This window comes from Catellatospora aurea (genome assembly GCF_042663325.1).
GTDB classification, from domain to species: domain Bacteria; phylum Actinomycetota; class Actinomycetes; order Mycobacteriales; family Micromonosporaceae; genus Catellatospora; species Catellatospora aurea.
In genome coordinates this window covers 84,050-104,088 of the sequence record NZ_JBHTAC010000016.1, presented here as the reverse complement: position 1 = coordinate 104,088, position 20,039 = coordinate 84,050, and the positions used below count along the sequence as shown (strand labels likewise).

Here is a 20,039-nt window from a genome sequence, read left to right as displayed (position 1 = left end):
GTGCTCCTTCTCAGGCATACAACTCGTCCAGCCAGGACTGCCAGGCGGCGGATTCGTCGGTGGGGGTGAAGACGTGGTGCATGGCGACCATCGAACCGGTGAAGCCACGCACGAAGCGGTACATCGCGTCCGGGGTGCGTACGGCCAGGGTCTGGGCGCTGACCTGGTAGACGGTGGCCTCGCGCGGAACCCCGTCGACGGTGAACACGGCCGGGTCGCCGGGTTTCGGGGTGTCCGGCAGGCCGAGCGCGCCGTGCAGCAGCCGCCAGGCGTGCGGCCAGTCGCCGACCGGCGGGCCGAACACGGTGACCGGGCAGGCGGTGCGGCCGAGGAACCAGGTGAGGTATTCGACGAGGGTGCGGTGGAACAGCGCACCGCCCAGGCCCATCGCCTCGAACTCGTCGGCCCAGTCGTCGCCGGGCAGGAAGCCGCTGGTCACCGTACGCACCACGGCACTGCCGCCGGCCCGGCCCTCGATCAGGAACTCGTACGCCACGAAGCGGCCGTCAGGGTCGGGCGCCTCGCCGTAGGCCAGGCGGTGGCCGGGCTCCCACGCGGTGATCGGCAGGGTCGGGGTGTACGCCCCGAACGCCGTGCTCACCGCACCACCGGGACCGGGCGCCACGTCGTTGCGGCCCATGAACCACGAGTCGATGCCCGGGCCGGTCGCGATGGCGTCCCAGACCTGTTCCGGGGTCGCGTCGACCGGCAGCTCCTCGGTGATCTCGAAGTCCTTGCCCATGTCAGCCCTCCTCGGCCGGGCGGGTCACGCTCGGGTGCACCGCGACGATGATCCGGTGCTCGCGACCGCCCTCGGCCTGCTCGTCGTGGTACTTGCTCACCAGCGCCGCCACGGCGCCGGCCAGCTCCTCGGCGAACGCGGACCGCTGCGCCGGGCTCGCGAACCGCACCGTGCCGTCCATCGCGAACGTGGCCAGCCGCTTGTTCGCCTTGGCCGCGCCGGTCAGCAGCTCGCCGATGTCGCGCACCAGCCGCGCGGCCAGCGCCAGCAGCCAGCGAGCGGACAGCCGGTCGGGCGCGCGGCCCGGGTCGGGCTGCACCGCCGACAGCGCGATCGGCGAGATCACATAGGACGCGGCGGTGGCCTGCAGCACGCGCTCGGTGACGTTGCCCTTACGCCGCTCCTCGACCAGCTCGACCAGCCCGTGCCGCTCCAGCTCGCGCAGGTGGTAGTTGACCTTCTGCCGGGGCTGGCCGACCTTGGCCGCCAGCGAGGTGGCCGAACCCGGCTCCACCAGGGCAGCCAGCAACCTGGCCCGGATCGGATCCAGCGAGGCCTCGGCCGCCGCCGCATCGTCGATCACCGCAACATCGAACATGCCCCGTATCCTGCTACCGACAAATTTTTTTGTCAAGCCCCGACCTGCCCCACCTCGCCCCTGCCGCAACTCTTAAAGACTTGCGGCCTCAGCCGGTGCGAGAGGCCGCGAGTCTTTAAGAGTTGCGACGGAGGGGGGCGAACCGGGGCAGAGGTGACCTTCGGTGGGGGTGGGGACCCAGCGGAAGTCAGAAACCCCACAAATGATCACCAGAACGTAGGGGTCTCCGCTACTGAGCGTTAGCGTCGAGGGTATGACGAACCCGATCGCCGATATCAGCGTGCCGGAACTCAGCCGGCAGATCGCGCTGCTGGAGCGTCAGGAGATCGCCCGGGGCGCGCTGAACGTCTGCACCCTCACCATGGACCTGCGCCACAAGTACCGCCGCGCCCTCGTCGCCCGCGACCAGGCGGCGCTGTCGCTGGTGCGCCACGAGAACTGGACCGCGGCCGACATCGCCGAGGTCATCTGCGGCCACCGCGCCTGCGGCCCGCGCGCCGCGATCATTCTGGAGTGGACCGGCCTGACCACCGACGGCGGGACCGCCCGCGACCTGGCCGAACGCCAGCAGGTCGCGATGCAGCTGCGTGAGCTGCTGTCGCTGGCCTACGACAAGGCGCTGCGCCTGCTTCCGGCCGCCCCGGTGGATCTCAACCTGCCCGACGACCCCACCGAGCGGCTCGCGTACTGCGCTCACTGGCTGCGTTTCGTCGACGGCTACCGGGCCGCCAACGAGGCCTCGCGCATCCTGTTCGCCGCGATCCTGGCCCACCACCACGGCTGGCCGCTGACCGACGTCGCCGAGCTGGGCGGGGTGACCACGGACGAGGTCGCCGCGGCCCTGGCCGCCGCGGAGGCCAGCCCGCCATCCGATGCCGACAGCGGCCTGCTCGCCCAGCTGACCCTGCTCGACCGCGTCCTGGAACACAACACCGAGCGCCTGCTGGCGGTACGCGAACGCGCGCTGGCCGACAGCCTCGCCGACGGTGTGCCCGAACGTGTCGTCGCCGCCCACATCGGCCTACCCGAGCAAGAACGCTCCGCCGGCCACGACCTCGAACCCTGCCCCGCCTAAGTGGCGCCCGCTGATCAGGGACGCAGCGACTTGGCGTAGCAGACGCTCATCTCCCAGCGGTCGTACGGCGGGTAGTTCGGGATGCGGGTGAAGCCGGCCCGCTCGTACACGGCGATCGCCTCCGGCTGGCGCACGCCCGTCTCCAGCTTGAAGCGGTGCGCGCCGGTCCGGACCGCGAGCGCCTCGGCCTCGGCCATCAGCCGCCGGGCGATGCCGCGACCGCGCCAGGCCGGGTCGACGTACATGCGCTTGAGCTCCGCCTCGCCGGCGTCGAGCGGCTGCACCGCGCAGCACCCGATCGCCGTGCCGCCCGCGAGCACCAGCAGGAAGCGGGCCGCCTGCTTGACGGTCGGGTGGTCGAAGTCGATCTCCTCGGGGTAGAGCGCGTCCAGCTCGACGCGCATCGCGCCGACCAGCGGCCCCAACCGCGCGTCGTCCGGCGACACCTCGACGATCTCCATGGTGGCGGTCTCCGCGCTCATTCCTTGGCCCCCAGCAGCAGGTCGAGGTGGTTGTCGACGGCCCGGACCAGCAGGTCCGGCGGGTAGAGGTCGGGCGTGGCCACCCCGCACAGCGCCAGCCCCTCCAGCAGCGCGACGAGGTTGCGCGCCCGAAGTTCCAGATCTTCCGGGGGTACGGCGTACGCGTCGCGCAGCAGCCCGGTCAGCCGCCTGATCCACGACTCGTGCCGGACCACGTGTTCGGCCAGCAGCACCGGATCGGTGCGCCCCGCCATCAGGAAGTAGGCCCAAATGGTGGAGTTCAGCCGCCGCTCCTCGTCGAGCGGCACCCCTTCCCGCAGCACCGCGCGCAGCAGTTCCCGAGGGCTGTCGAAGTCGCCGAGGGCGTCGATGCGCGCGGCCATGCGCCGGTGCATGACGTCGCGGGCGTGGATGAGCAGTGCGTTCTTGTCCCGGAAGTAGTGCGCCACCCGGCCCGTGGTGCAGCCGGCGGCGTCGCCGACCGCGCGCAGAGTCAGCCCGTCGAGGCCGCGCTCGCTGACCACCTGCCACACGGCGGCGGACAGCTGCTCGCGGCGCTCGTCGTGGTCCACCTGGCGCGGCACGCCCCACCCCGTTTCATCACGGCCGTTACGTAACGAGCGTTACGCTACCAAGCTCGCCTCCCGCCTGTCCAGGGGTTACGATGCGCACGGCGTTTCCGTACGCCATACCTCCTGACCGGTGCCCCACGCGCGCCGGCGACGCGGGGGCGAAGGTGGCCATCTCATCGCGGGCGGGACCGCCTGTGCAGCTGGAAACCCTCTTTCGGCGACGGACGCGTCACCGGCGTGGGAGGGGCGCAGTGCCGTCGCGGAGGACGCCGTCATGACTGCACGCAGGAACTTCAAGAAGCTCGTCCAGGAGCGCATGGACCGCACCGGCGAGAGCCACACCACCGCGGCCCGCCTGCTCGCCGGGCCCGTCGTCACCGCCACCGGACAGCACCGTGAGTCCGTGCTGGTCGGGCGCCTGCTCGCCGCCGCCGGGCGGCCGCTGTCCGAGGCCATGGTGTGCGGGCTGGGCGGCGGCATCGGCTTCATGCACGCCGTGTTCCGTCGCGGACTTCACCGCCGCCTGGACGTCCCACCGCCAGGGCCGCCACCAGCTCCTCACGATCTCAGCCGAACCCGGGCGGCGGCGCCGAAGCATCCGGCCCGGACCTGCGGCCCGCCGTCCGCGATGCGCTGCGGACCACGGTCGCGCACCTGACCGGGCCGGTGCTGGGCAACAGCTTCGACGTCGGCTTCGGCTTCTCCGGCATGGCCAAGCTCGCCGCCGAGCTGCGCGACACCCGGACCCGCAAGGGGTGGGCCAGGCGCTTCGGCGACCCGGCCGGACACGCACACGCCATGCGGCGGCTGGCCGAGTGCCTGGAACGGGAGTACACCGCCCCCGGCGCGACCCGCCCGCTCTACGCCGACTTCCTCGACGAGGCCGCGCTGTCCGCCGAACATGCCGCCGTCGGCCACCTGACCACGGGCTGACGGCAGGACGGGCGCGATCCGGCGAGAAAGCAGCGCAGACCGGGCAACCGGGCAGGAGTCCGGACCGTGGAAGGACCGTGACCGAACGAACCAAGGCCCTCAGCGAGGGCGACCAGGCGTTTGCGGCCTTCGTCGAGCTCGCCTGGCAACGGCACCTTCGGCTGGCCCTCCTGCTGACCGGTGACCAGTGGCAGGCGGAGGAACTCCTCCAGGACAGCCTGGTCAAGATCTACGAACGCTGGCGTCGGCTGTCGCGAACCGACGACCTGAACGCGTACCTGCGCAAGGTGGTGGTGAACAACCACACCTCGATCTGGCGCCGCCGGCGCCGGGAGAGCCTCGTCTCCGACGTTCCCGACCGGCCCGGGCCGGTCGGGAACGTCAGCACGCAGGCTCTCGTGGTACGCGAGGCCCTGCGGGCGCTGCCGCCCAGGCAGCGCGCGGTCGTGGTGCTGCGGCACTACGAGGACCTGCCCGAACGTGAGATCGCGCGGGTGCTCGGCTGCTCGCCGGGCACCGTCAAGAGCCAGCACGCCAAGGCCTTGGCCAAGCTCAGGCACTCGATGTCCGAACCGGCAATCCCGAGCATGAGGTGAGGCAGATGAACGATCTCGACAGGCTCTCCGGGAGCCTGCACGAGCTGGCCGGCCAGGCCACCTCGGCAGCGCCGACCCAGCGGCTGCTGAGCCGCGGGCGGCGGGTCCGCCACCGGCGTACCGCGCTGACCGGCGCGTCGCTGGCCGTCCTGACGGTGGGTGCGGTGGCCGCCGTCGCCGCCGTGAACCAGCCCTCCGGTGGGGGCGTGATCGCCGAGAGCCCGCCGGCCTCGGTGGCCGCGGCCGACCCGGGCACGCGGCTGGTGGCGGCGATCACGGCGAGCCAGAGCACCAGCTATCAGTTGAAGATCACGCTCACGTCGACCACCGTGCCGGAGGCCGCCGCCGTGGTCTCCACCGGGGCGTTCGACCCGGCGGCCCGGACCGGCTACCTGCGGACACCCTTCGGCGAAGGTCCCGGTGTCGGCGAGGAGCGGCTGGTCGACGGCGTCCAGTACGCCGGATCGGCCGGAGTCGACGGCGTCTGGCACTGGACCCGACGGCCGGGCACGCACGACAGCCTCGGCGGCCGACCGTTGCTGGACGGCCCGCTGGGCAGCACCGCCGACCCGGCGGAACTGCTGGCGGCGCTGACGCAGGCCGGCGCGGTCGTCACCCAGACCGGGCCGAACCTGCTGCACTTCGAGTACGCCGCGCAGCAACCCCAGCCACCCCTGGTCAGCGAGACCGTCACCGGGGACGTGACGCTCGACGCCGACGGCCGCATCTCCGGCGTCGTCTACGACCGCAACGCTGTCTGGCAGAAGCCCGGCGGTCAGCCGGGGCCCGCCGGCACGCACGTGGTCGTCGAGTTCAGCGCCTACGGCACCCCCGTGACCGTGGCGGAGCCCACGGTCGACTGACCCGCCCCACGATCATCGGACCTGCCTGGCACCTGGGCGTATCTTGAACACGCTTTCGCCCACGTGCCCGGCAGGTCCGATGATCGTGCGGGGTCGCGCTCGGCGGCGCGGCGCGCTCAGCGGCAGGTCCGCTCAGCGACGGGTCGCGAAGCGCGCCACCGCTGCCAGCACGACGTCGCCGATGCCGCCCCGGGAGCCGTGCCCGGCGCGGTCGACCAGGGTCAGCTCGGCGTCGGGCCAGGCCTGGGCGAGGTTCCAGGCGATGTCGGCCGGGCCGCTGATGTCCAGCCGCCCGTGCACCAGCACCCCCGGAATGCCCGCCAGCCTGCCCGCGTTGGCCTGCAGCTCGCCGTCGGCCAGGAACGCCGCGTTGGCCCAGTAGTGAGTGACCAGCCGGGCGAAGGTCATCCGGAACTCGGGGTCCTCGAAACGCGGGTCGGCCTCGAAGCCGGTGGCGATGGCGACGTGCTGGTCCTCCCAGAGGCACCAGTCCCGGGAAGCCTTGTCACGTACGGCCGGGTCCGGGTCGGCCAGCAGCCGGGCGTACGCCGCGGCGAGGTTGCCGTCGCGGTCGGCCTCGGGCACGCCGTCGCGGAACCGGGCCCACTCCTCCGGCAGGATGCGCCCCATCTGCCGGGTCACCCAGTCGACCTCCCGGTGGGTGGTGTTGGTGAGGCTGAACAGCACCAGTTCGGACACCGACGACGGGTGGCGCTGCGCGTAGGCCAGCGCCAGGGTGCAGCCCCAGGACGCGCCGAGCACCAGCCAGCGCTCGATGCCCAGGTGGGCGCGCAGCTGTTCGAGGTCTCGGATCAGGTGGTGGGTGGTGTTGACGCTCAGGTCGGTGGCCGGGTCGCCGGCGCTGGGTGTGCTGCGGCCGCAGCCGCGCTGGTCGACGAGCACCACTCGATAGTCGGCCGGGTCGAAGTAGCGCAGCCAGCCCGGGGTCGCCCCGGAGCCGGGGCCGCCGTGCAGCACGACCGCGGCTTTGCCGTCGGGGTTGCCGCAGACCTCCCAGTGGACGAGGTTGCCGTCGCCGACGTCGAGCAGGCCGCCGTCGTACGGCTCGGTCTGCGGGTGCATGGCCACCTCCAGGAAAATACAACAGTGCTGTTATGTTTGTAGCATGGCTCCTCTCCCGGAACGCGAAGCGGTCGGCACCCTGCTGCGGCACGTGCTGGAACTGCTCGACGGCGACGTGGCGAAGGTCTACGCCGAACGCGACCTGGCCGACTACCGGCCGCGCTACTCCCCCGTGGTCCGCGCGCTGCTGGCACAGGGGCCGATGCCGATCCGCGACCTGGCCCGCACCGTCGGCGTCACCCACTCCGCGGCCAGCCAGACGGTGGCCCAGATGAACCGCGCGGGCCTGGTCGACCTGACCCCCGGCACCGACGCCCGCCAGCGCCTCGTCAGCCTCACCACGAAAGCCCACGAGCTGCTGCCCCTGATCACCGCCGAATGGTCGGCCACCACCGCGGCGATGCGCACTTTGGACACCGAGCTCTCCATGCCCCTGGTGGACCTGCTCACCGAACTCACCACCGCCCTGACCCGCCGCCCTTTCCGCCAACGCATCACCGACGCCGGCCTCCCCACCCGACCGCCCCAAGATCGGCGAGGCGAGTCGGGGCTGCCATGACCTGTTGCCGGGTGTCCCTACCCTGCGCAGCATGGGGACGAGCAAAAGCAAGAGGCACCGCAGCGCGCTGGTGACCGTGGCCGGTCGCCGGTTCACCTGTCTGGTCTGCGGGCAGCGCGAATTCACCAGCCGGGAGATCCTGCTCAACACACCCGGCCTGGAACTGTTCGACCTGGCCTGGGCCAACCGCTCGTCGCTCGGCGTGATCTGCATGGCCTGCGGCTACGTGCACGAGTTCGTCGGCAAGGCCGTCGAGTTCTGGACCGTCTCCGGCGGCTACCCGGCCACGGCCACCTGACCGCCGGCGCCCTCCGGAGCAGGGCGCCGGCGCACGGCGTCAGTTCTCCAGGGCCGGTTCGGCCGCCACCCGGGCGGGCCGGACCAGGTAGCCGAAGGCGGCCGCGGTGAAGAACATGATGATGCTGTACACCGCGGCCGGCACCGCCAGCGCCGTGCTCGCCAGCAGCGTGGTGGCGATGAAGATGGCCAGCGTGCCGTTGTGGATGCCGATCTCCATCGCGGCGGCGACCGAGTCCGCGCGGTCGAGCCCGGCCAGGCGCGGCAGGAAGTAGCCGACACCCAGGCTGATCACGTTGAACAGCAGCGCGACCAGGCCCGCGTCGGCGAAGTAGTCGGCGATGTTGTCCCGCTCGGACACCAGCGTGCCGATGATGACCAGCACCAGCACCACCACGGACAGCAGACGCACCGGGCGGTGCATCCGGTCGGCGAAGTCGACCGAGCGGCTGCGGATGAACATGCCGATCGCCACCGGGATCAGCACGATCGCGAACACCTGCAGCGACTTGCCGAACTGCAGCCCGATCTGGTCGGTGCCGGACAGGAAGTGGTTCAGCGCGAAGTTCACCACCAGCGGCAGCGTGAAGATCGCCAGCACCGAGTTCACCGCCGTCAGCGTGACGTTGAGCGCCACGTTGCCGCCGAACAGGTGGCTGTACAGGTTCGCGGTGGTGCCGCCGGGCGACGCGGCCAGCAGCATCATGCCCGCCGCCAGCGTCGGATCCAGATCGAGCAGCAGGACCAGCCCGAAGCACACCGCGGGCAGCAGCAGCACCTGGCAGACCAGCGCCACCAGCACCGCTTTCGGGAACACCACGATCCGCTTGAAGTCGGCGACGGTGAGCCCGAGGCCGAGGCCGAGCATCACGATGCCGAGGGCGACGGGCAGGAACACCTGGGTCAGCACTGAATCCATAGCCGAGGATTCTTCATGGCCTGTGACCGGCGACACATCAGCCGGACAGCCGACGTGGCAGACTCCTCGCCCATGGGGAGCCAGCGATGAACCACGTCCGCGACGCCGCGATGACCGCCCTGATCTTCGGTTTCTTCGCCTCGGCCTGGTTCGGCTGGGCGCAGGAGGCGCCGCCGCAGGCCTGGAAGAAGCGGCTCGGCATCGCCGGCGGCGTGAGCATCCTGGTCTCAGTCATCGGCGGCATCCTGGCCTGGCAGCACTGGTCCGACGGGTCCGCGCTGAGCGAGCCGGGCGCGATGCGCAGGTACGGCATCATCGTCGGGATCGAACTCGTCGCCGCGGCGGGCGGTGCGCTCGTGCTCGGCCTGCGCGGCAAGCGCGAGCTGATCGCCCCGTGGGTCTGCCTCGTGGTCGGCGTGCACTTCATCCCGCTGGCCGGGCCGCTGCAGAGCCCGCTCCTGTTCCCACTCGCGGTGGCGATGACCCTGGTCGCCGCCGGAGCCACCCCGCTGGCCCGCAGGCGCGGCATCCCGCCGAGCGCGACCACCGGCGTCGGCGCAGGCATCTCCCTGCTGGCCTGCGCCTTGGCCGCCCTGGTCTACGCCTTCACTCTCTGACCGGTGGTGGCCGACCGGGCGACCGGGCGGCCAGGACAGATCAGAGGGCTCGGCGGAGCCACTCCTCGACACCGGCGACGTGGATGAGGGCCCAGGACTGGGCCAGTTCCGGGCGACGGGCGGTGATCGCGTCGAGGATGGCCAGATGCTGCTCGCGGGTCCGTTCGACGGCTTTGTCCTGGGTGAGGCCGCGCCAGATCCGGGCTGCGCTGGGCGGGGCGGTGGGGAGTTTCTCGCGGACTCCGATCCCGAAGCCGGGCGCATCGACGGTCTCGTGGACGCCGAACGGGCCCGCGACCACCGTCTCGGCAGCCGCGACAGCAGCGTCGCCGTCTCTATTGGACAACACCGCTCGGACGTGCGATAGGGCCCTACCCGATCACCTGCCCGATCGTCTCCGCGCCCTCCCGGCGGGGGAGGCTCCGCTTCACGACCTGGGGACGAAAACCCGGCGACGGGGCAGACGGGCGGCGGTAGGGTCCGCGGCGTGGGACGAATCGTGACGCTGGTGCTGGTGGACCCGACCGGAACGGTGCTGGGGGCGCTGCCGCCGTACGCGGTGGACCTGCCCTGGTGGCAGGACGTCTCCGAGGTCGTCACCGGGGCACGCGAGCACCACGGCGTCGACGTGACCGTGCTGCGCCTGCTCCACGCCGACCAGCCCGCCCCACCCGGCGGCAAGGTCACCTACCTGGCCGAGGTCGCCGGTGATCCCGGCCCGGTGCGCCCGGCGGCCGCCGCGCTCGTGCCGCACCCGCGCCGCGCGCCGTACGCCGAGATCGGCGGCCCCGCCGCCAGCCTCGCCTGGGCCGCCGACGCCCTGACCGCCCGCGGGCGGACGCTGACCGCAGCCGCCCAGCAGCGCACCTGGAACCTGTCCTCGATCTGGCGGCTGGAGACCGACACCACGCCGGTATGGCTCAAGCAGGTCCCCGCCTTCTTCGCCCACGAGGCCGCCGTGCTGGGCTGGCTCGCCGAGCACTCCCCCGGCGCCGCCCCCGTCCCCCTCGCCGCCGACGGCGGCCGGGTCCTGCTCGACGACCTGCCCGGCACCGACCGGTACAGCGCTCCCGTCGGCCAGCGGCTCACCATGCTGTCCCTGCTGCACCCCGTCCAGGTCACGGCCGCGGCGCGGGTCGTCGACCTGCTCGCCCTCGGCGTGCCCGACCAGCGCTCACCTCTGCTAGCCGGACGCCTGCGCGCGGTCGTCGCCCGCGAAGGCGCGCTCCCGGTCCCGACGGCGACCGAGCCGCTCCCGGCGGCCGACCCGCGTGCTCGGCTGGCCACGCTGCTGGACGGGCTGGACGAGCGGCTGGCCGCGCTCGCCGCCTGCGGGCTGCCGGACACGCTGGTGCACGGCGACTTCCACCCCGGCAACGTGCGCGGCACCGACGAACGGCTGCACGTCATCGACTGGGGCGACGCCGTGATCGGCCACCCGGCGATCGACCTGCTGCGCATGAGCGAACGGGTCGCCGACCCGGGGCCGCTGCGGCAGGCGTGGAGCAGGGCCTGGCGGGCGGCCGTGCCCGGCTGCGACCCCGAACGAGCGATCGAGCTGATGGAGCCGCTGGTCGCGCTGCGCAACGCGGCCGCGTACGCCGGGTTCCTCGACGCCATCGAACCGTCGGAGTGGCCGTACCACGCCGACGACGTGCCGTACTGGCTGGCGCAGGCGGCGGCCTGAGCGCCACCGCCTGCGCCGCCGAACGTGCCGCGCACGGCGCGGGCCGATGTCATGATCCGAGGTGGTGGGCGATCTCTACCCCATCCGGCTGGTCCCGAAGGAACCGAACAGGGCTCACGGAACGTTTGGGCGATGCGGCAGGATGTTCCGCGATGTGTGGATCTGGGGAGCGGGGTAGGCGGCGATGAGCCTGAGCACGATGGCGCGCAGGAGCGCGATGGCACTGGTGCTGGCGGTGGTCGCACCGCTGGCCCTGACCGCGTGTTCGAAGGACGGCGGCGAGACGCCGTCCTTCGTGGCACCCACGCAGTCGGCTCCGGTGCCCGCGCCCGCGAGCACGGAACCGCTGGCGCTGGCGGTCACGCCCGCCGAGGCGGCCAAGAACCAGCCGGTGAGCGCCGAGATCGGCACCAAGGTCAGCGGCGGCGAGGTGAAGTCGGTGACGATGACCGACTCGGCCGGCGCCAAGGTGGCGGGCGCCATGCGCGCCGACGGCTCGTCGTGGGTGCCGAGCAAGCCGCTCAAGTACGGCAAGAAGTACTCGGCGACGGTCGTCGCGGTCGGCCCGGACGGCACGACCATGGAGAAGAAGACGTCGTTCACGACGATGGGCAAGCCGGGCAAGACGACCGGCGCGGGACTCTACCTGTTCTCCGACCGCACCTACGGCGTGGCGATGCCGGTGGTCATCGAGTTCACCAAGCCGGTGCCGGTGTCGGCGCGGGCCGCCGTGGAGCGCCGCCTGTTCGTCAAGGTCGAGCCGCCGCAGCCGGGCATCTGGCACTGGTCCAGCTCGCTGCAGGTGATGTACCGCGGCCCGCAGTACTGGCAGACCGGCACGAAGATCACCGTTCGGGCGGCGCTGGAGGGCGTGCCGATGGGCGACGGCCGCTACGGCGACGCCGACCGCTCCGGCGTCGGCAACATCGCCAAGGAGAAGATCGAGCTGATCGTCGACAACGCGAACAAGCGCATGCAGGTGTTCAAGAACGACGTGGTGGTCAAGACGATCCCGGTCAGCCTGGGCAAGACGAAGACCCCGTCGTCGTCCGGCACCATGGTGATCATGGACAAGCAGCGCAAGACGGTCTTCGACACCACCGACGACCCGGGCAACGTCGACCGCTACGTCGTCAACATCGAGTACGCCCAGCGCCTGACCTGGGGTGGCGAGTACATCCACGCCGCGCCGTGGTCGGTGCAGCACCAGGGCGTACGCAACGTGTCACACGGCTGCGTGAACGTGTCCACGGCCAACGCCGTCTACCTGTTCAACCTGACCAGCATCGGCACGCCGGTCACCGTGAAGGGCACCGAGCGCAAGATCAAACCCGCCAACGGCTGGACGGCATGGTCCGTGGGCTGGGAGGACTACATGAAGGGCAGCGCCCTGCCGATCCCGCCGGAGCTGGCCGCACTCGGGTCCCCCGACCCGTCCGCATCGGCTCAGCCGTCGCCGAGCGTGTCCCCGACGGCGTGACCCGGACCACCTGACTCTCGTCATACGCAGGTCCCGACCGACGACCGCTGCGGTCGGGACCTGCTTTTACGCACACTGGAACACGTCGGCCCGGGTTCGCCTCAATGGCGCGGTGAACCGGGGCCACGCCTGCGTCCGTGACGGTCAGCGGGCACCGGCGGGTCCGAAGAGGTGCGGGACGCCGCTCTCGGCGATGAGTCCGGCCAGCACCGGGTCCTGGGCGAGGCTCGCCGGATCACGGGTCAGCCTCGCCTCGCCCAGCCGCACGACCGCGTCCTTGAGCGCGGCGCTGAACCGCTGCGCCTGCGCCGTCGACGGCAAGTGACCCACCAGCAGCGCGGGCAGCAGCAGCCGGCGGGCGAGCAGTTCCCGCGCCGAGGTCGTCTGCGGGCGGCGCACCACCGAGACGTTGACCCGTACGGCGTGCTCGTTGCCGGGCGGCACACCCGGCCGGTCGGTCTCGATCGCCACGTATCGGAAGCCGTGCGCGACCTCGCACGACCCGCACGACACCGGCCCGGAACCCCGTCGGCCCCCGCACTCGGCGCAGGGCAGCCGGTCCAGGGCCGCGTCAACGACCCGCCAGTCGTGGCGGTGCGGTTCCTGCGCGACCATCCGCGCGATGTCGACCTGATCGTCGGCCGACAGCACGCCGAAGCCCGCGACGTAGTCCCGCCACTGCTCCTCGACCAGCGCGTCGACCAGGGCCACGCACCGGGCGCAGTGCGGTGCGCCGCCGAACTCCCACCCCGGGCAGTCCGGGCAGGGGCGCAGCGGGTCACCGACCTGCGGGCGTACCGCCACGACCACCTCCCCCGTGTCCGGGCCGTCACCGGCCGCTGCCAGCCTGCCAGGCGCGGCGGCCGAGCCGCCGGCGGATTCGCGAGACCCCGGTCAGGGCACGGCGCCGGACGCCCCCAGCAGCACCCGGTTGCCCAGCGGCTGCGCCAGCCGCACGGTGTACGGCGCGGTACGCAGCATCGCGTCCCGCACGCAGCCCTCACCGCCCGTGGTGGCGGCGGGGGACTTGGTGGCGATCCGCAGCCGCACGACGGCGGCCTGCGCCGACTCCACCACCTCGGCCGTGTACTCCTGCACCGGCTCGCCGGGGCACGGCGGGCCAGGCGCGGGCAGGCGCAGCGTCAGCGTCACTCCGTCCGCGGCGAGCCCTGCCGGGTTCAGCACCCCGTCCGCGTGCTCCACCGGCCAGAACGCGGTGTCGGCCAGCGCGGCGACGGCCAACGGCTGGATCGACTCCGGCGCGGTGAACAGCCACGCGGGCAGCATCCGCGGGCCGCGGTCGGTGGCGAACTCGGCCGTGCCGAGCGCCACCTTCGTGATCAGCAGCGGCGGCGGGCTGACGTCGGGCGCCGACGCGGGGTCACCGATGGCGGCGAGCAGGTCGTACGCCTGCCGGGAGCTGATCGCGGGCAGCTCGAACGCACCGTCGGACAGCACGGCGCCAACCGTCGCCGGGCCGTCGGGCAGCTGCGCCTGCAGCTTCAGCCGCCCCTGCGACACGGCGATCTTCGCGTCACCGGTGGTGTAGCCGTACTCCCGTACCCGGCCGACGAGCAGCAGGATCGGCCGCGGTGTGCGGTCCACCGGAAAGTCGGCGAACCGGGCGAGCTGTGCCGCGGCGTCGGCCGCCGGGGACGCCGCGCCGACGAGCGGCACCGTCCCGGCGGGTTCGGGCGACGGCACGGGCGCGCACCCGGCGAGCACGAGCAGCGCGGCGAGCAGCCCCGCGGAGAGACAGGTCGATCGGCGATTCATGAGCACTCCCCCGGTACGGCGGTGCATGTCACTTCATCGACGCACCGTGGTGGGTCCCGGTTGCCGCCTAGCCGACGTGATCTCCCGAGCCGGGCGGGGTGGCCACGCGCCAGTACTGCCGGCGCTGCGCGTCGCGCACCAGCACACCCAGCCGGCGCAGCTCCTCGCGCAGCACCGCGGACTCGGTCTCCTCGCGTTTGGACAGCGCCTTCGCGCGGGCCGTCAGCAGCGCGTCCGCGCCCGCGGGCAGGCCCGGCAGATCGGGCACCCAGAGCCGGAACAGCGCGCCGTACGGGTCGCCCTCGTCGCGCCACGGGTAGCCGTGCGCCGTGAACGCCGCCCGCAGGTCGGCCGCGCGCAGGTCGGAACCCTCACGGGCGTGCTCCCAGCCGTCCGCGCCCTGCAGCACCAGCTGCTTGCCGTCGACGAACACGGCGGCCACGTCCGCGCGGGCGACCGTCCGCGACGGGCCGTCGACACGGGACAGCACCGCCGTCCCGTCGGTCACCGTCACCGTGAGCCGTTCGCCGACCGCGGTCAGCACCAACAGCAACCCGGCGGCCAGGCCCAGCACGAGCGCACCGATCGTGGCCCACGGCTCGGGGATCTCCGCGATCAGCTTGAACGGACCCTGGAACGGCGCCCAGGACAATCCGGCGATCCACCCCGCGGCGGCCTTGAGCAGCCAGCCGAGGGCCATACCCGCGATCGGGAAGCCCCAGGCGATAAGCGCCCGCTCCCCCGCCGGCACCGTCACGACCGTCTCCGCGCCACTGCGCGACATCTCGCCCCCTGCCCGCCGGATGATCCGGGCCGCGGGCCGACCCGGCGGATCCGCGGCGTCGCCGCCGAGCCTGGCACACGCCGGGCCGCCGCGTTTCGCCGGGCACCGTGGGATCCGGTTCGTCGGCTTCGGATCGAGCTCGGCCTGCCCGGGTCGGCCGCCGGACAGCGGCTGGGCGGGTCCCGGTGGACCCGCCCAGTCGGTCTCAATTCGGCGTGCTGTGCTTGTCGAAGCCGATGTACAGGCGGGCCTCGGCGTTGCCGCCGAGCGCGGTCATCGTCTCCAGCTCACGCAGCCGCAGCAGCGCCGGGTGCTCGGCATACACGGCCGCGGCCTCGGCCAGCCGGCGCAGCGCGTCTACCTCGGCCTCGACCCGGATGCGCTGGGCGGCGGCGTCGGCCTCGGCGGCCAGCCGGGTCGCCTCGCGCTTGCCGGCGGCGGTGACCTGGTCGGCCTCCGCGCGGGCCCGCGCCTCCAGCACGTCCTTCTCGGCCTTGGTGCGCGCGTCGACCAGCTGCGCCTCGGCGAGCCGCTGCGCGGCCAGCACCCGGTTCATGACCTCCTGCAGGTTGCCGGGGAACACGAGGTCCTTCACGTCGGCGCGCAGGATCTCCACGCCGTACCCGGCAGCGGCGCCCTGCACGTCGCGCAGGATGTCCTCGGACAGCTGGTTGCGGTTGGTGAGGATGTCCTCCAGCGTCATCGACGCCAGCGAACGGCGGGCCGCCAGCTGCACGTCGCTGTACACGCGGTCGGTGTAGCTGTCCACCCGCTCCACCGCGGCGACCGGGTCGACCACCTTGAAGTGGGTCAGGATGCTCACCCGCAGCGCGACCTTGTCCGAGGTCAGGATCTCCTGGCCCTTCAGGGTCAGCTCGCGCTCGCGCATGTCCACCAGGGTCACCTCGACGACCGGGCCGCGCTTGCCGAAGCGGCCGCTCGCGGCGGGCAGCTCGTAGCGGCCGGCCTCCAGCACGCCGGTGAGCTTTCCGTCCTCGTAGCGCAGGCCGCGGTGGGTGTTCTTGATGATGATCTCGGTGGTGGCGCCCATGGCGATTCCTCATGGTGAAGGGAAGAGGGTCGCCCCGGAGCGGGTCCGATGGCTAGGACGGGTATCAGGCGAAAGAGGCCTGTCAGCATGGAATGACGGATTCCAGTGCACTTTGTCTGGCAGACACCCGCTATGAGCCCGCCGGGGCGAGATCACTTCATCACGGACCCCGTTGCCCGGCAACGGATTTTCGGCTCCCGTGGCGGCGTGCCCGGCCATGACCGATGCTGGAGGCGTGTACGAGGTCGCGATCGTCGGGGCCGGGCCGGCCGGATCGGCCGCCGCGCTCGCCGCCGCGCGGGCCGGGGCGAAGGTGCTGCTGGACCGCGGCGTGTTTCCCCGTGACAAGGCCTGCGGCGACGGCATCGCCCAGCAGGGCCTCGACGTGCTGGGCGGGCTCGGGGTCACCGGGCTGACCGACGGCTACTCGCCGATCCGCTCGCTGCGCCTGACCGGGCCCGGCGGCGTGCAGGCGGCGCGGGAGCTGCCCGAGCCCGCGTACGTCATCCCGCGCGCGGTGTTCGACACCCGCCTGGTCGCCGCGGCGGTGCGGGCCGGTGCCACGTTCCGGCAGCACACGGTACGCGGCCTCACGGTGCGCCCGGACGGCGTCGAGCTGGGCGGCGGTCTGGCCGCACGGGTCGTGATCGGGGCGGACGGCGCGAACTCCACCGTGCGGCGCGCCCTGGGCCTGCCCCGCAACCCGCCGGACCGGCTGGCCGTGGCCATCCGCGCCTACGCCCCCGACCCCGCGCCGCGGCCGGAGCAGCGCATCGTGATGACCGGGCAGCGGTGGCCCGCCTACGCCTGGTCGTTCCCGATCGGGGACGGGCGGCGCAACGTCGGCTACGGCGAATTGGCGTCGCGCGGCCCGCTCAGCCGGTCTCATCTGCTGGAGCGGATGCACGACCTGCTCGGCGACACCGGCCTGGCCGGGCTGTCCGACGCACGGGCACACCACCTGCCGCTGTCGACCTGGCGTCCTCGCCCGGGGCACGGGCGGCTGCTGCTGGCCGGGGACGCGCTGTCGCTGATCAACCCGTTCACCGGCGAGGGCATCTTCTACGCCGTGCTGTCCGGCGCGCTGGCCGGGCAGGCCGCCGTGTCGCCGGGCGGCACGTCCGCGGGCCGCGCCTACACGGTCGCGCTGCGCCACCGCCTGGCCCGCCACCTGCGGCACACCGGCCTGGTCGCCCGGCTGACCGCACGACCGTGGGTGGTCGACGCCGGGATGCGCGCCGCCGCCCGCGACCAGCGCGTCTTCGACGGCTTCGTCGGCCTGGGCCTCGGCGACGGCCTCCTCACCCCGCGCCTGCTCGCCGCCGTGGCCACCGCCGCCGCCCACCGCCCCTGACCCGCGCCCGACCCGCCCCGTCGCTGTGGCAGTTTCCCCGAAACTGCGGGACGAACCAGCGGAGCGGCGTGCGCGAGTGCCAGGGCGGGTGCTTCATCTAAACGTTGTACTGACGGGCGTCACGGTGTGGAGGCGCGCGACTACATTGGACCGGCGCCGTCCACCTACCTGAGGACCGCCGATGACTGAGATTCCTGCCCGGCCGCGGTTGCGGCCGCTGCTGACCGCGACCGCGGTGACGCTGACGATGCTGTTGGCGGGCGCTGCGGCCTGCGGGCCCAAGGACAACGCGCCGACGACCGTGGACGACCTGTTCCGGAAGACCGATGTGTACGGCCAGCCGAGGATCAAGATCGGCGTGGCCGAGGACCAGCCGCTCATGGGCAAGATCGTGAACGGGCGCTTCGAGGGCTTCGACATCGAGATCGCGCGCTACCTGGCCGAATCGCTGGGCTTCCAGGGCGACAGCCGCATCGAGTGGGTGCCGCTGCAGACCGAGGACCGCGAGAACGCGCTCGTGTCGGGCCAGGTGCACCTGGTGGTGGCCAGCTACTCGATGACCCCGGACCGGGAGAAGGAGATCGACTTCGCCGGGCCGTACTTCGCCACCAAGCAGGAGCTGCTGATCCGCACCGCGGACCGTGACAAGATCCGCAACCTCAACGACCTGGCCCAGCCGGGACGGGAGACCTGCGTGGTCGGCGGCTCCACCGGCGAGCGCCAGTTCACCGACCGGGGGCTGAAGGTGTACCCGGCGGCGACCAACCGCGAGTGCCTGGAGCGGCTGATGTCGGGCAAGTCGCACGCCTACTCCACCGACGAGACGATCCTCGCCGGATACCTGTCCGAGCACCCGAAGGACCTGTTCATCGTCGACGTGCCGATCGGCGCGAACGAGCGGCTCGGCATCGGGGTGTCCAAGCAGGATCCCGAGCTGCGCGACCTGGTGGCGTTCTTCCTGCGCAAGAGCTACGACGCGGGCCGGTCGACGGGCACCAGCCCGTGGCTGGCGGCGTACCGGCGCACGCTGGGGCCGTGGCTCGGCGACGACACCACCCAGCCGCCCATCGACGCCCCTGACCTGGTGGACTACGACGAGAAGGCCCGCAAGCCATGACCGGGTCCGGCGAGCCGGGGCCGCCGCCGCCCCGCAAGCGTTCCGCGTGGCGCGCCGGACAGGGCTTCTGGACGGTGGCGGTCGGTGTGCCCGCCGTCTTCTCGGTGATGCGGCTGTGGATCGAGGCCGGCGGGGAGCTGCAGACGACGCTGCTCCTGGTCGCCAACGTCGGGCCGGTCAACCTGCTGGCGGCGCTGTTCACCACGGCCACCCGGCTGGTGACCACGGGGCTGGTCGCGGTGTTCGCGCTGGGCTCGGTGCTGGCCGTGAGCACGGAGGGCTGGCCGCGGCGGCGGCCGCTGTTCGCGCGGTGGTACGCGATAGCGCCGCCGTGGTTCCTGGCCGGGCTGTTCGCGATCGCGCTGACCACCTGGCAGATCATCTACCTGCCGCTGCTGGTGGTCGCCGCGGTGGCGGTGTTCCAGCGGGAGCTGACCGCCCTGGCCTGGCCGCGCTGGCGGTGGGCGGCGACCGTCGCGGCGGCGCTGGCCGGCTACGGCTGGCTGGTCGGGCCGACGGTGCTGCAGGCGTGGCGGACCGGGGAGCTGTTCGCGGTGGCGCTGCTGGTCGTGCCGCCGCTGCTGGCGCTGGGCGTGAGCGGGCCGCTGCCCCGGTGGCTGGTGCTGCCCGCGGCGGCGCTGGCGCAGCCCGGCATCGCGGTGGTGCTGCTGATCGCGGCCGTGCCCGTGGTGATGACGCCGGTGCTGCCGATGACGGTCACCACGGTCGCCACCCAGGCCGGGGTGCCCGAGGAGGTGCGCGGCCACGTGATCAGCACCGACGACGTCAGCACGGTGATTCTGCAGGAGCGCGGCGGCGTGCGGTACATCGACAACGACGACATCGCGGCGCGGGTGCTCTGCCCCACCGCGGAGGAGCTGGTGCGCTACCGGTTCCGGGTGCGCGAGTTCCACGTCGAGGACTCGCTGCTCGGCGCGCTGGGACGCCGGGTGCGCCCGATGGCCCCGGTCAGCGCGGTCTGCCGCATCCCGACCTGAGCATCGGGCCGCGGTGCGGTCAGCCCGCCACCTGCCAGACGAGGCAGAACGGGTGGCCGACCGGGTCCGCGTACACCCGGAAGGTCTTGCCGCCGCCGGGCAGCGGGGTCGCGCCCAGCGCGAGCACCTGCGGCTCGGCCTGCTCGATGTCGTCGACGCGCACGTCGAGGTGCATCTGCTGCGGGTGGGCCGGGTCGGGCCAGCGCGGGGGCGTGAAGTCGGCAACCCGCTGGAACCCCACGCCCGGCCGGTCGGGCGCGTCGCCGATGACGACCCAGTCGCCCTCCTCGTAAACCCGCTGCATGCCGAGCAGCTCCTGGTAGAACCCGGCCAGCGCGCTCGGGTCCGGGCAGTCGATGATGAGGCCGTGCCAGCGTCCGATCACGGCGAACATTCTGCCGCACGGGTCCGACCGATGCCGTGAACCACGGCGCATACGCCGGCCGCGGGCGGATG

Annotated in this window: 25 protein-coding genes; 13 read left to right on the top strand and 12 right to left on the bottom strand. The window is 72.7% G+C overall.

What is annotated here, in order from left to right:
* Positions 1–10 precede the first annotated feature (10 nt).
* The gene (locus ACFQO7_RS17955; RefSeq protein ID WP_376807411.1) at positions 11–742 is read right to left on the bottom strand and encodes an SRPBCC family protein; all 732 of its coding nucleotides are present in this window, start codon (positions 740–742) and stop codon (positions 11–13) included.
* Between the two features lies 1 nt (position 743).
* A complete protein-coding gene (locus ACFQO7_RS17950; RefSeq protein ID WP_360535162.1) occupies positions 744–1,340 on the bottom strand; it encodes an ArsR/SmtB family transcription factor in 597 nt (198 codons plus the stop codon).
* A 253-nt stretch (positions 1,341–1,593) separates the two neighbouring features.
* Here ACFQO7_RS17950 and ACFQO7_RS17945 point away from each other — a divergent pair, with 253 nt between their 5' ends.
* Positions 1,594–2,415: a hypothetical protein gene (locus ACFQO7_RS17945; RefSeq protein ID WP_376807410.1), complete on the top strand. Its 822-nt coding sequence runs from the start codon at positions 1,594–1,596 to the stop codon at positions 2,413–2,415.
* Positions 2,416–2,429: 14 nt separating this feature from the next.
* Here the strand turns inward: ACFQO7_RS17945 and ACFQO7_RS17940 are convergent, their stop codons facing one another.
* Both ACFQO7_RS17940 and ACFQO7_RS17935 read right to left on the bottom strand, forming a co-directional pair.
* Positions 2,430–2,897, bottom strand: coding sequence for a GNAT family N-acetyltransferase (locus ACFQO7_RS17940; protein ID WP_376807409.1), 468 nt, complete (start codon positions 2,895–2,897; stop codon positions 2,430–2,432).
* Positions 2,894–3,481: a TetR/AcrR family transcriptional regulator gene (locus ACFQO7_RS17935; protein WP_376807408.1), complete on the bottom strand. Its 588-nt coding sequence runs from the start codon at positions 3,479–3,481 to the stop codon at positions 2,894–2,896. The genes ACFQO7_RS17940 and ACFQO7_RS17935 overlap by 4 nt, the downstream gene beginning before the upstream one ends.
* Before the next feature lie 262 nt (positions 3,482–3,743).
* Here ACFQO7_RS17935 and ACFQO7_RS17930 point away from each other — a divergent pair, with 262 nt between their 5' ends.
* From ACFQO7_RS17930 to ACFQO7_RS17915, 4 genes are all read left to right on the top strand, one after another.
* Positions 3,744–4,127 carry a cysteine peptidase family C39 domain-containing protein gene (locus ACFQO7_RS17930; protein ID WP_376807467.1) on the top strand — a complete coding sequence of 128 codons (384 nt, stop codon included), beginning with the start codon at positions 3,744–3,746 and terminating at the stop codon, positions 4,125–4,127.
* Positions 4,079–4,402 (top strand): DUF4872 domain-containing protein, encoded by a 324-nt coding sequence (locus ACFQO7_RS17925; RefSeq protein WP_376807464.1) that lies wholly within the window; start codon positions 4,079–4,081, stop codon positions 4,400–4,402. The genes ACFQO7_RS17930 and ACFQO7_RS17925 overlap by 49 nt, the downstream gene beginning before the upstream one ends.
* 77 nt (positions 4,403–4,479) lie before the next feature.
* On the top strand, positions 4,480–4,998 hold the full coding sequence (locus ACFQO7_RS17920) for a SigE family RNA polymerase sigma factor (protein ID WP_376807407.1): 519 nt from the start codon (positions 4,480–4,482) through the stop codon (positions 4,996–4,998).
* A 5-nt stretch (positions 4,999–5,003) separates the two neighbouring features.
* Positions 5,004–5,861 (top strand): hypothetical protein, encoded by an 858-nt coding sequence (locus ACFQO7_RS17915; protein ID WP_376807406.1) that lies wholly within the window; start codon positions 5,004–5,006, stop codon positions 5,859–5,861.
* 132 nt (positions 5,862–5,993) lie between these two features.
* On the opposite strand, the gene pip is transcribed toward ACFQO7_RS17915, so the two are convergent.
* Positions 5,994–6,944, bottom strand: coding sequence for a prolyl aminopeptidase (pip, locus tag ACFQO7_RS17910; RefSeq protein WP_376807405.1), 951 nt, complete (start codon positions 6,942–6,944; stop codon positions 5,994–5,996).
* Positions 6,945–6,987: 43 nt separating this feature from the next.
* Here pip and ACFQO7_RS17905 point away from each other — a divergent pair, with 43 nt between their 5' ends.
* On the top strand, positions 6,988–7,503 hold the full coding sequence (locus tag ACFQO7_RS17905) for a MarR family winged helix-turn-helix transcriptional regulator (protein ID WP_376807404.1): 516 nt from the start codon (positions 6,988–6,990) through the stop codon (positions 7,501–7,503).
* A gap of 31 nt (positions 7,504–7,534) precedes the next feature.
* Positions 7,535–7,801: a hypothetical protein gene (locus tag ACFQO7_RS17900; RefSeq protein WP_376807403.1), complete on the top strand. Its 267-nt coding sequence runs from the start codon at positions 7,535–7,537 to the stop codon at positions 7,799–7,801.
* Positions 7,802–7,840: 39 nt separating this feature from the next.
* Here ACFQO7_RS17900 and ACFQO7_RS17895 read toward each other — a convergent pair whose 3' ends face one another.
* Positions 7,841–8,755 carry a bile acid:sodium symporter family protein gene (locus tag ACFQO7_RS17895; protein ID WP_376807402.1) on the bottom strand — a complete coding sequence of 305 codons (915 nt, stop codon included), beginning with the start codon at positions 8,753–8,755 and terminating at the stop codon, positions 7,841–7,843.
* A 50-nt stretch (positions 8,756–8,805) separates the two neighbouring features.
* Here ACFQO7_RS17895 and ACFQO7_RS17890 point away from each other — a divergent pair, with 50 nt between their 5' ends.
* Positions 8,806–9,336, top strand: coding sequence for a hypothetical protein (locus tag ACFQO7_RS17890; RefSeq protein WP_376807401.1), 531 nt, complete (start codon positions 8,806–8,808; stop codon positions 9,334–9,336).
* Between the two features lie 40 nt (positions 9,337–9,376).
* On the opposite strand, the gene ACFQO7_RS17885 is transcribed toward ACFQO7_RS17890, so the two are convergent.
* Positions 9,377–9,685, bottom strand: coding sequence for a hypothetical protein (locus ACFQO7_RS17885; protein ID WP_376807400.1), 309 nt, complete (start codon positions 9,683–9,685; stop codon positions 9,377–9,379).
* Positions 9,686–9,823: 138 nt separating this feature from the next.
* Between ACFQO7_RS17885 and ACFQO7_RS17880 the strand changes: the two genes are divergently transcribed.
* Entirely contained in the window at positions 9,824–11,023 is a 1,200-nt protein-coding gene (locus ACFQO7_RS17880) for an aminoglycoside phosphotransferase family protein (protein WP_376807399.1), read from the top strand.
* 217 nt (positions 11,024–11,240) lie between these two features.
* Complete coding sequence (locus ACFQO7_RS17875; RefSeq protein WP_376807398.1) at positions 11,241–12,503, top strand: L,D-transpeptidase; 1,263 nt, start codon at positions 11,241–11,243, stop codon at positions 12,501–12,503.
* 144 nt (positions 12,504–12,647) lie between these two features.
* On the opposite strand, the gene ACFQO7_RS17870 is transcribed toward ACFQO7_RS17875, so the two are convergent.
* From ACFQO7_RS17870 to ACFQO7_RS17855, 4 genes are all read right to left on the bottom strand, one after another.
* Complete coding sequence (locus ACFQO7_RS17870; RefSeq protein ID WP_376807397.1) at positions 12,648–13,307, bottom strand: hypothetical protein; 660 nt, start codon at positions 13,305–13,307, stop codon at positions 12,648–12,650.
* Between the two features lie 90 nt (positions 13,308–13,397).
* Entirely contained in the window at positions 13,398–14,279 is an 882-nt protein-coding gene (locus tag ACFQO7_RS17865) for a hypothetical protein (RefSeq protein WP_376807396.1), read from the bottom strand.
* A gap of 67 nt (positions 14,280–14,346) precedes the next feature.
* Positions 14,347–15,063, bottom strand: coding sequence for a YqeB family protein (locus ACFQO7_RS17860; protein WP_376807395.1), 717 nt, complete (start codon positions 15,061–15,063; stop codon positions 14,347–14,349).
* 205 nt (positions 15,064–15,268) lie between these two features.
* Positions 15,269–16,114: a slipin family protein gene (locus ACFQO7_RS17855; protein WP_376807394.1), complete on the bottom strand. Its 846-nt coding sequence runs from the start codon at positions 16,112–16,114 to the stop codon at positions 15,269–15,271.
* A gap of 217 nt (positions 16,115–16,331) precedes the next feature.
* On the opposite strand from ACFQO7_RS17855, the gene ACFQO7_RS17850 reads away from it, so the two are divergent.
* From ACFQO7_RS17850 to ACFQO7_RS17840, 3 genes are all read left to right on the top strand, one after another.
* The gene (locus tag ACFQO7_RS17850; RefSeq protein WP_376807393.1) at positions 16,332–17,468 is read left to right on the top strand and encodes a geranylgeranyl reductase family protein; all 1,137 of its coding nucleotides are present in this window, start codon (positions 16,332–16,334) and stop codon (positions 17,466–17,468) included.
* Positions 17,469–17,649: 181 nt separating this feature from the next.
* The gene (locus tag ACFQO7_RS17845) at positions 17,650–18,585 is read left to right on the top strand and encodes a transporter substrate-binding domain-containing protein (protein ID WP_376807392.1); all 936 of its coding nucleotides are present in this window, start codon (positions 17,650–17,652) and stop codon (positions 18,583–18,585) included.
* The gene (locus ACFQO7_RS17840) at positions 18,582–19,583 is read left to right on the top strand and encodes a hypothetical protein (protein WP_376807391.1); all 1,002 of its coding nucleotides are present in this window, start codon (positions 18,582–18,584) and stop codon (positions 19,581–19,583) included. Before ACFQO7_RS17845 ends, ACFQO7_RS17840 begins: the two co-directional genes overlap by 4 nt.
* A 19-nt stretch (positions 19,584–19,602) precedes the next feature.
* Here the strand turns inward: ACFQO7_RS17840 and ACFQO7_RS17835 are convergent, their stop codons facing one another.
* Positions 19,603–19,968: a VOC family protein gene (locus ACFQO7_RS17835; RefSeq protein WP_376807390.1), complete on the bottom strand. Its 366-nt coding sequence runs from the start codon at positions 19,966–19,968 to the stop codon at positions 19,603–19,605.
* Positions 19,969–20,039 lie beyond the last annotated feature (71 nt).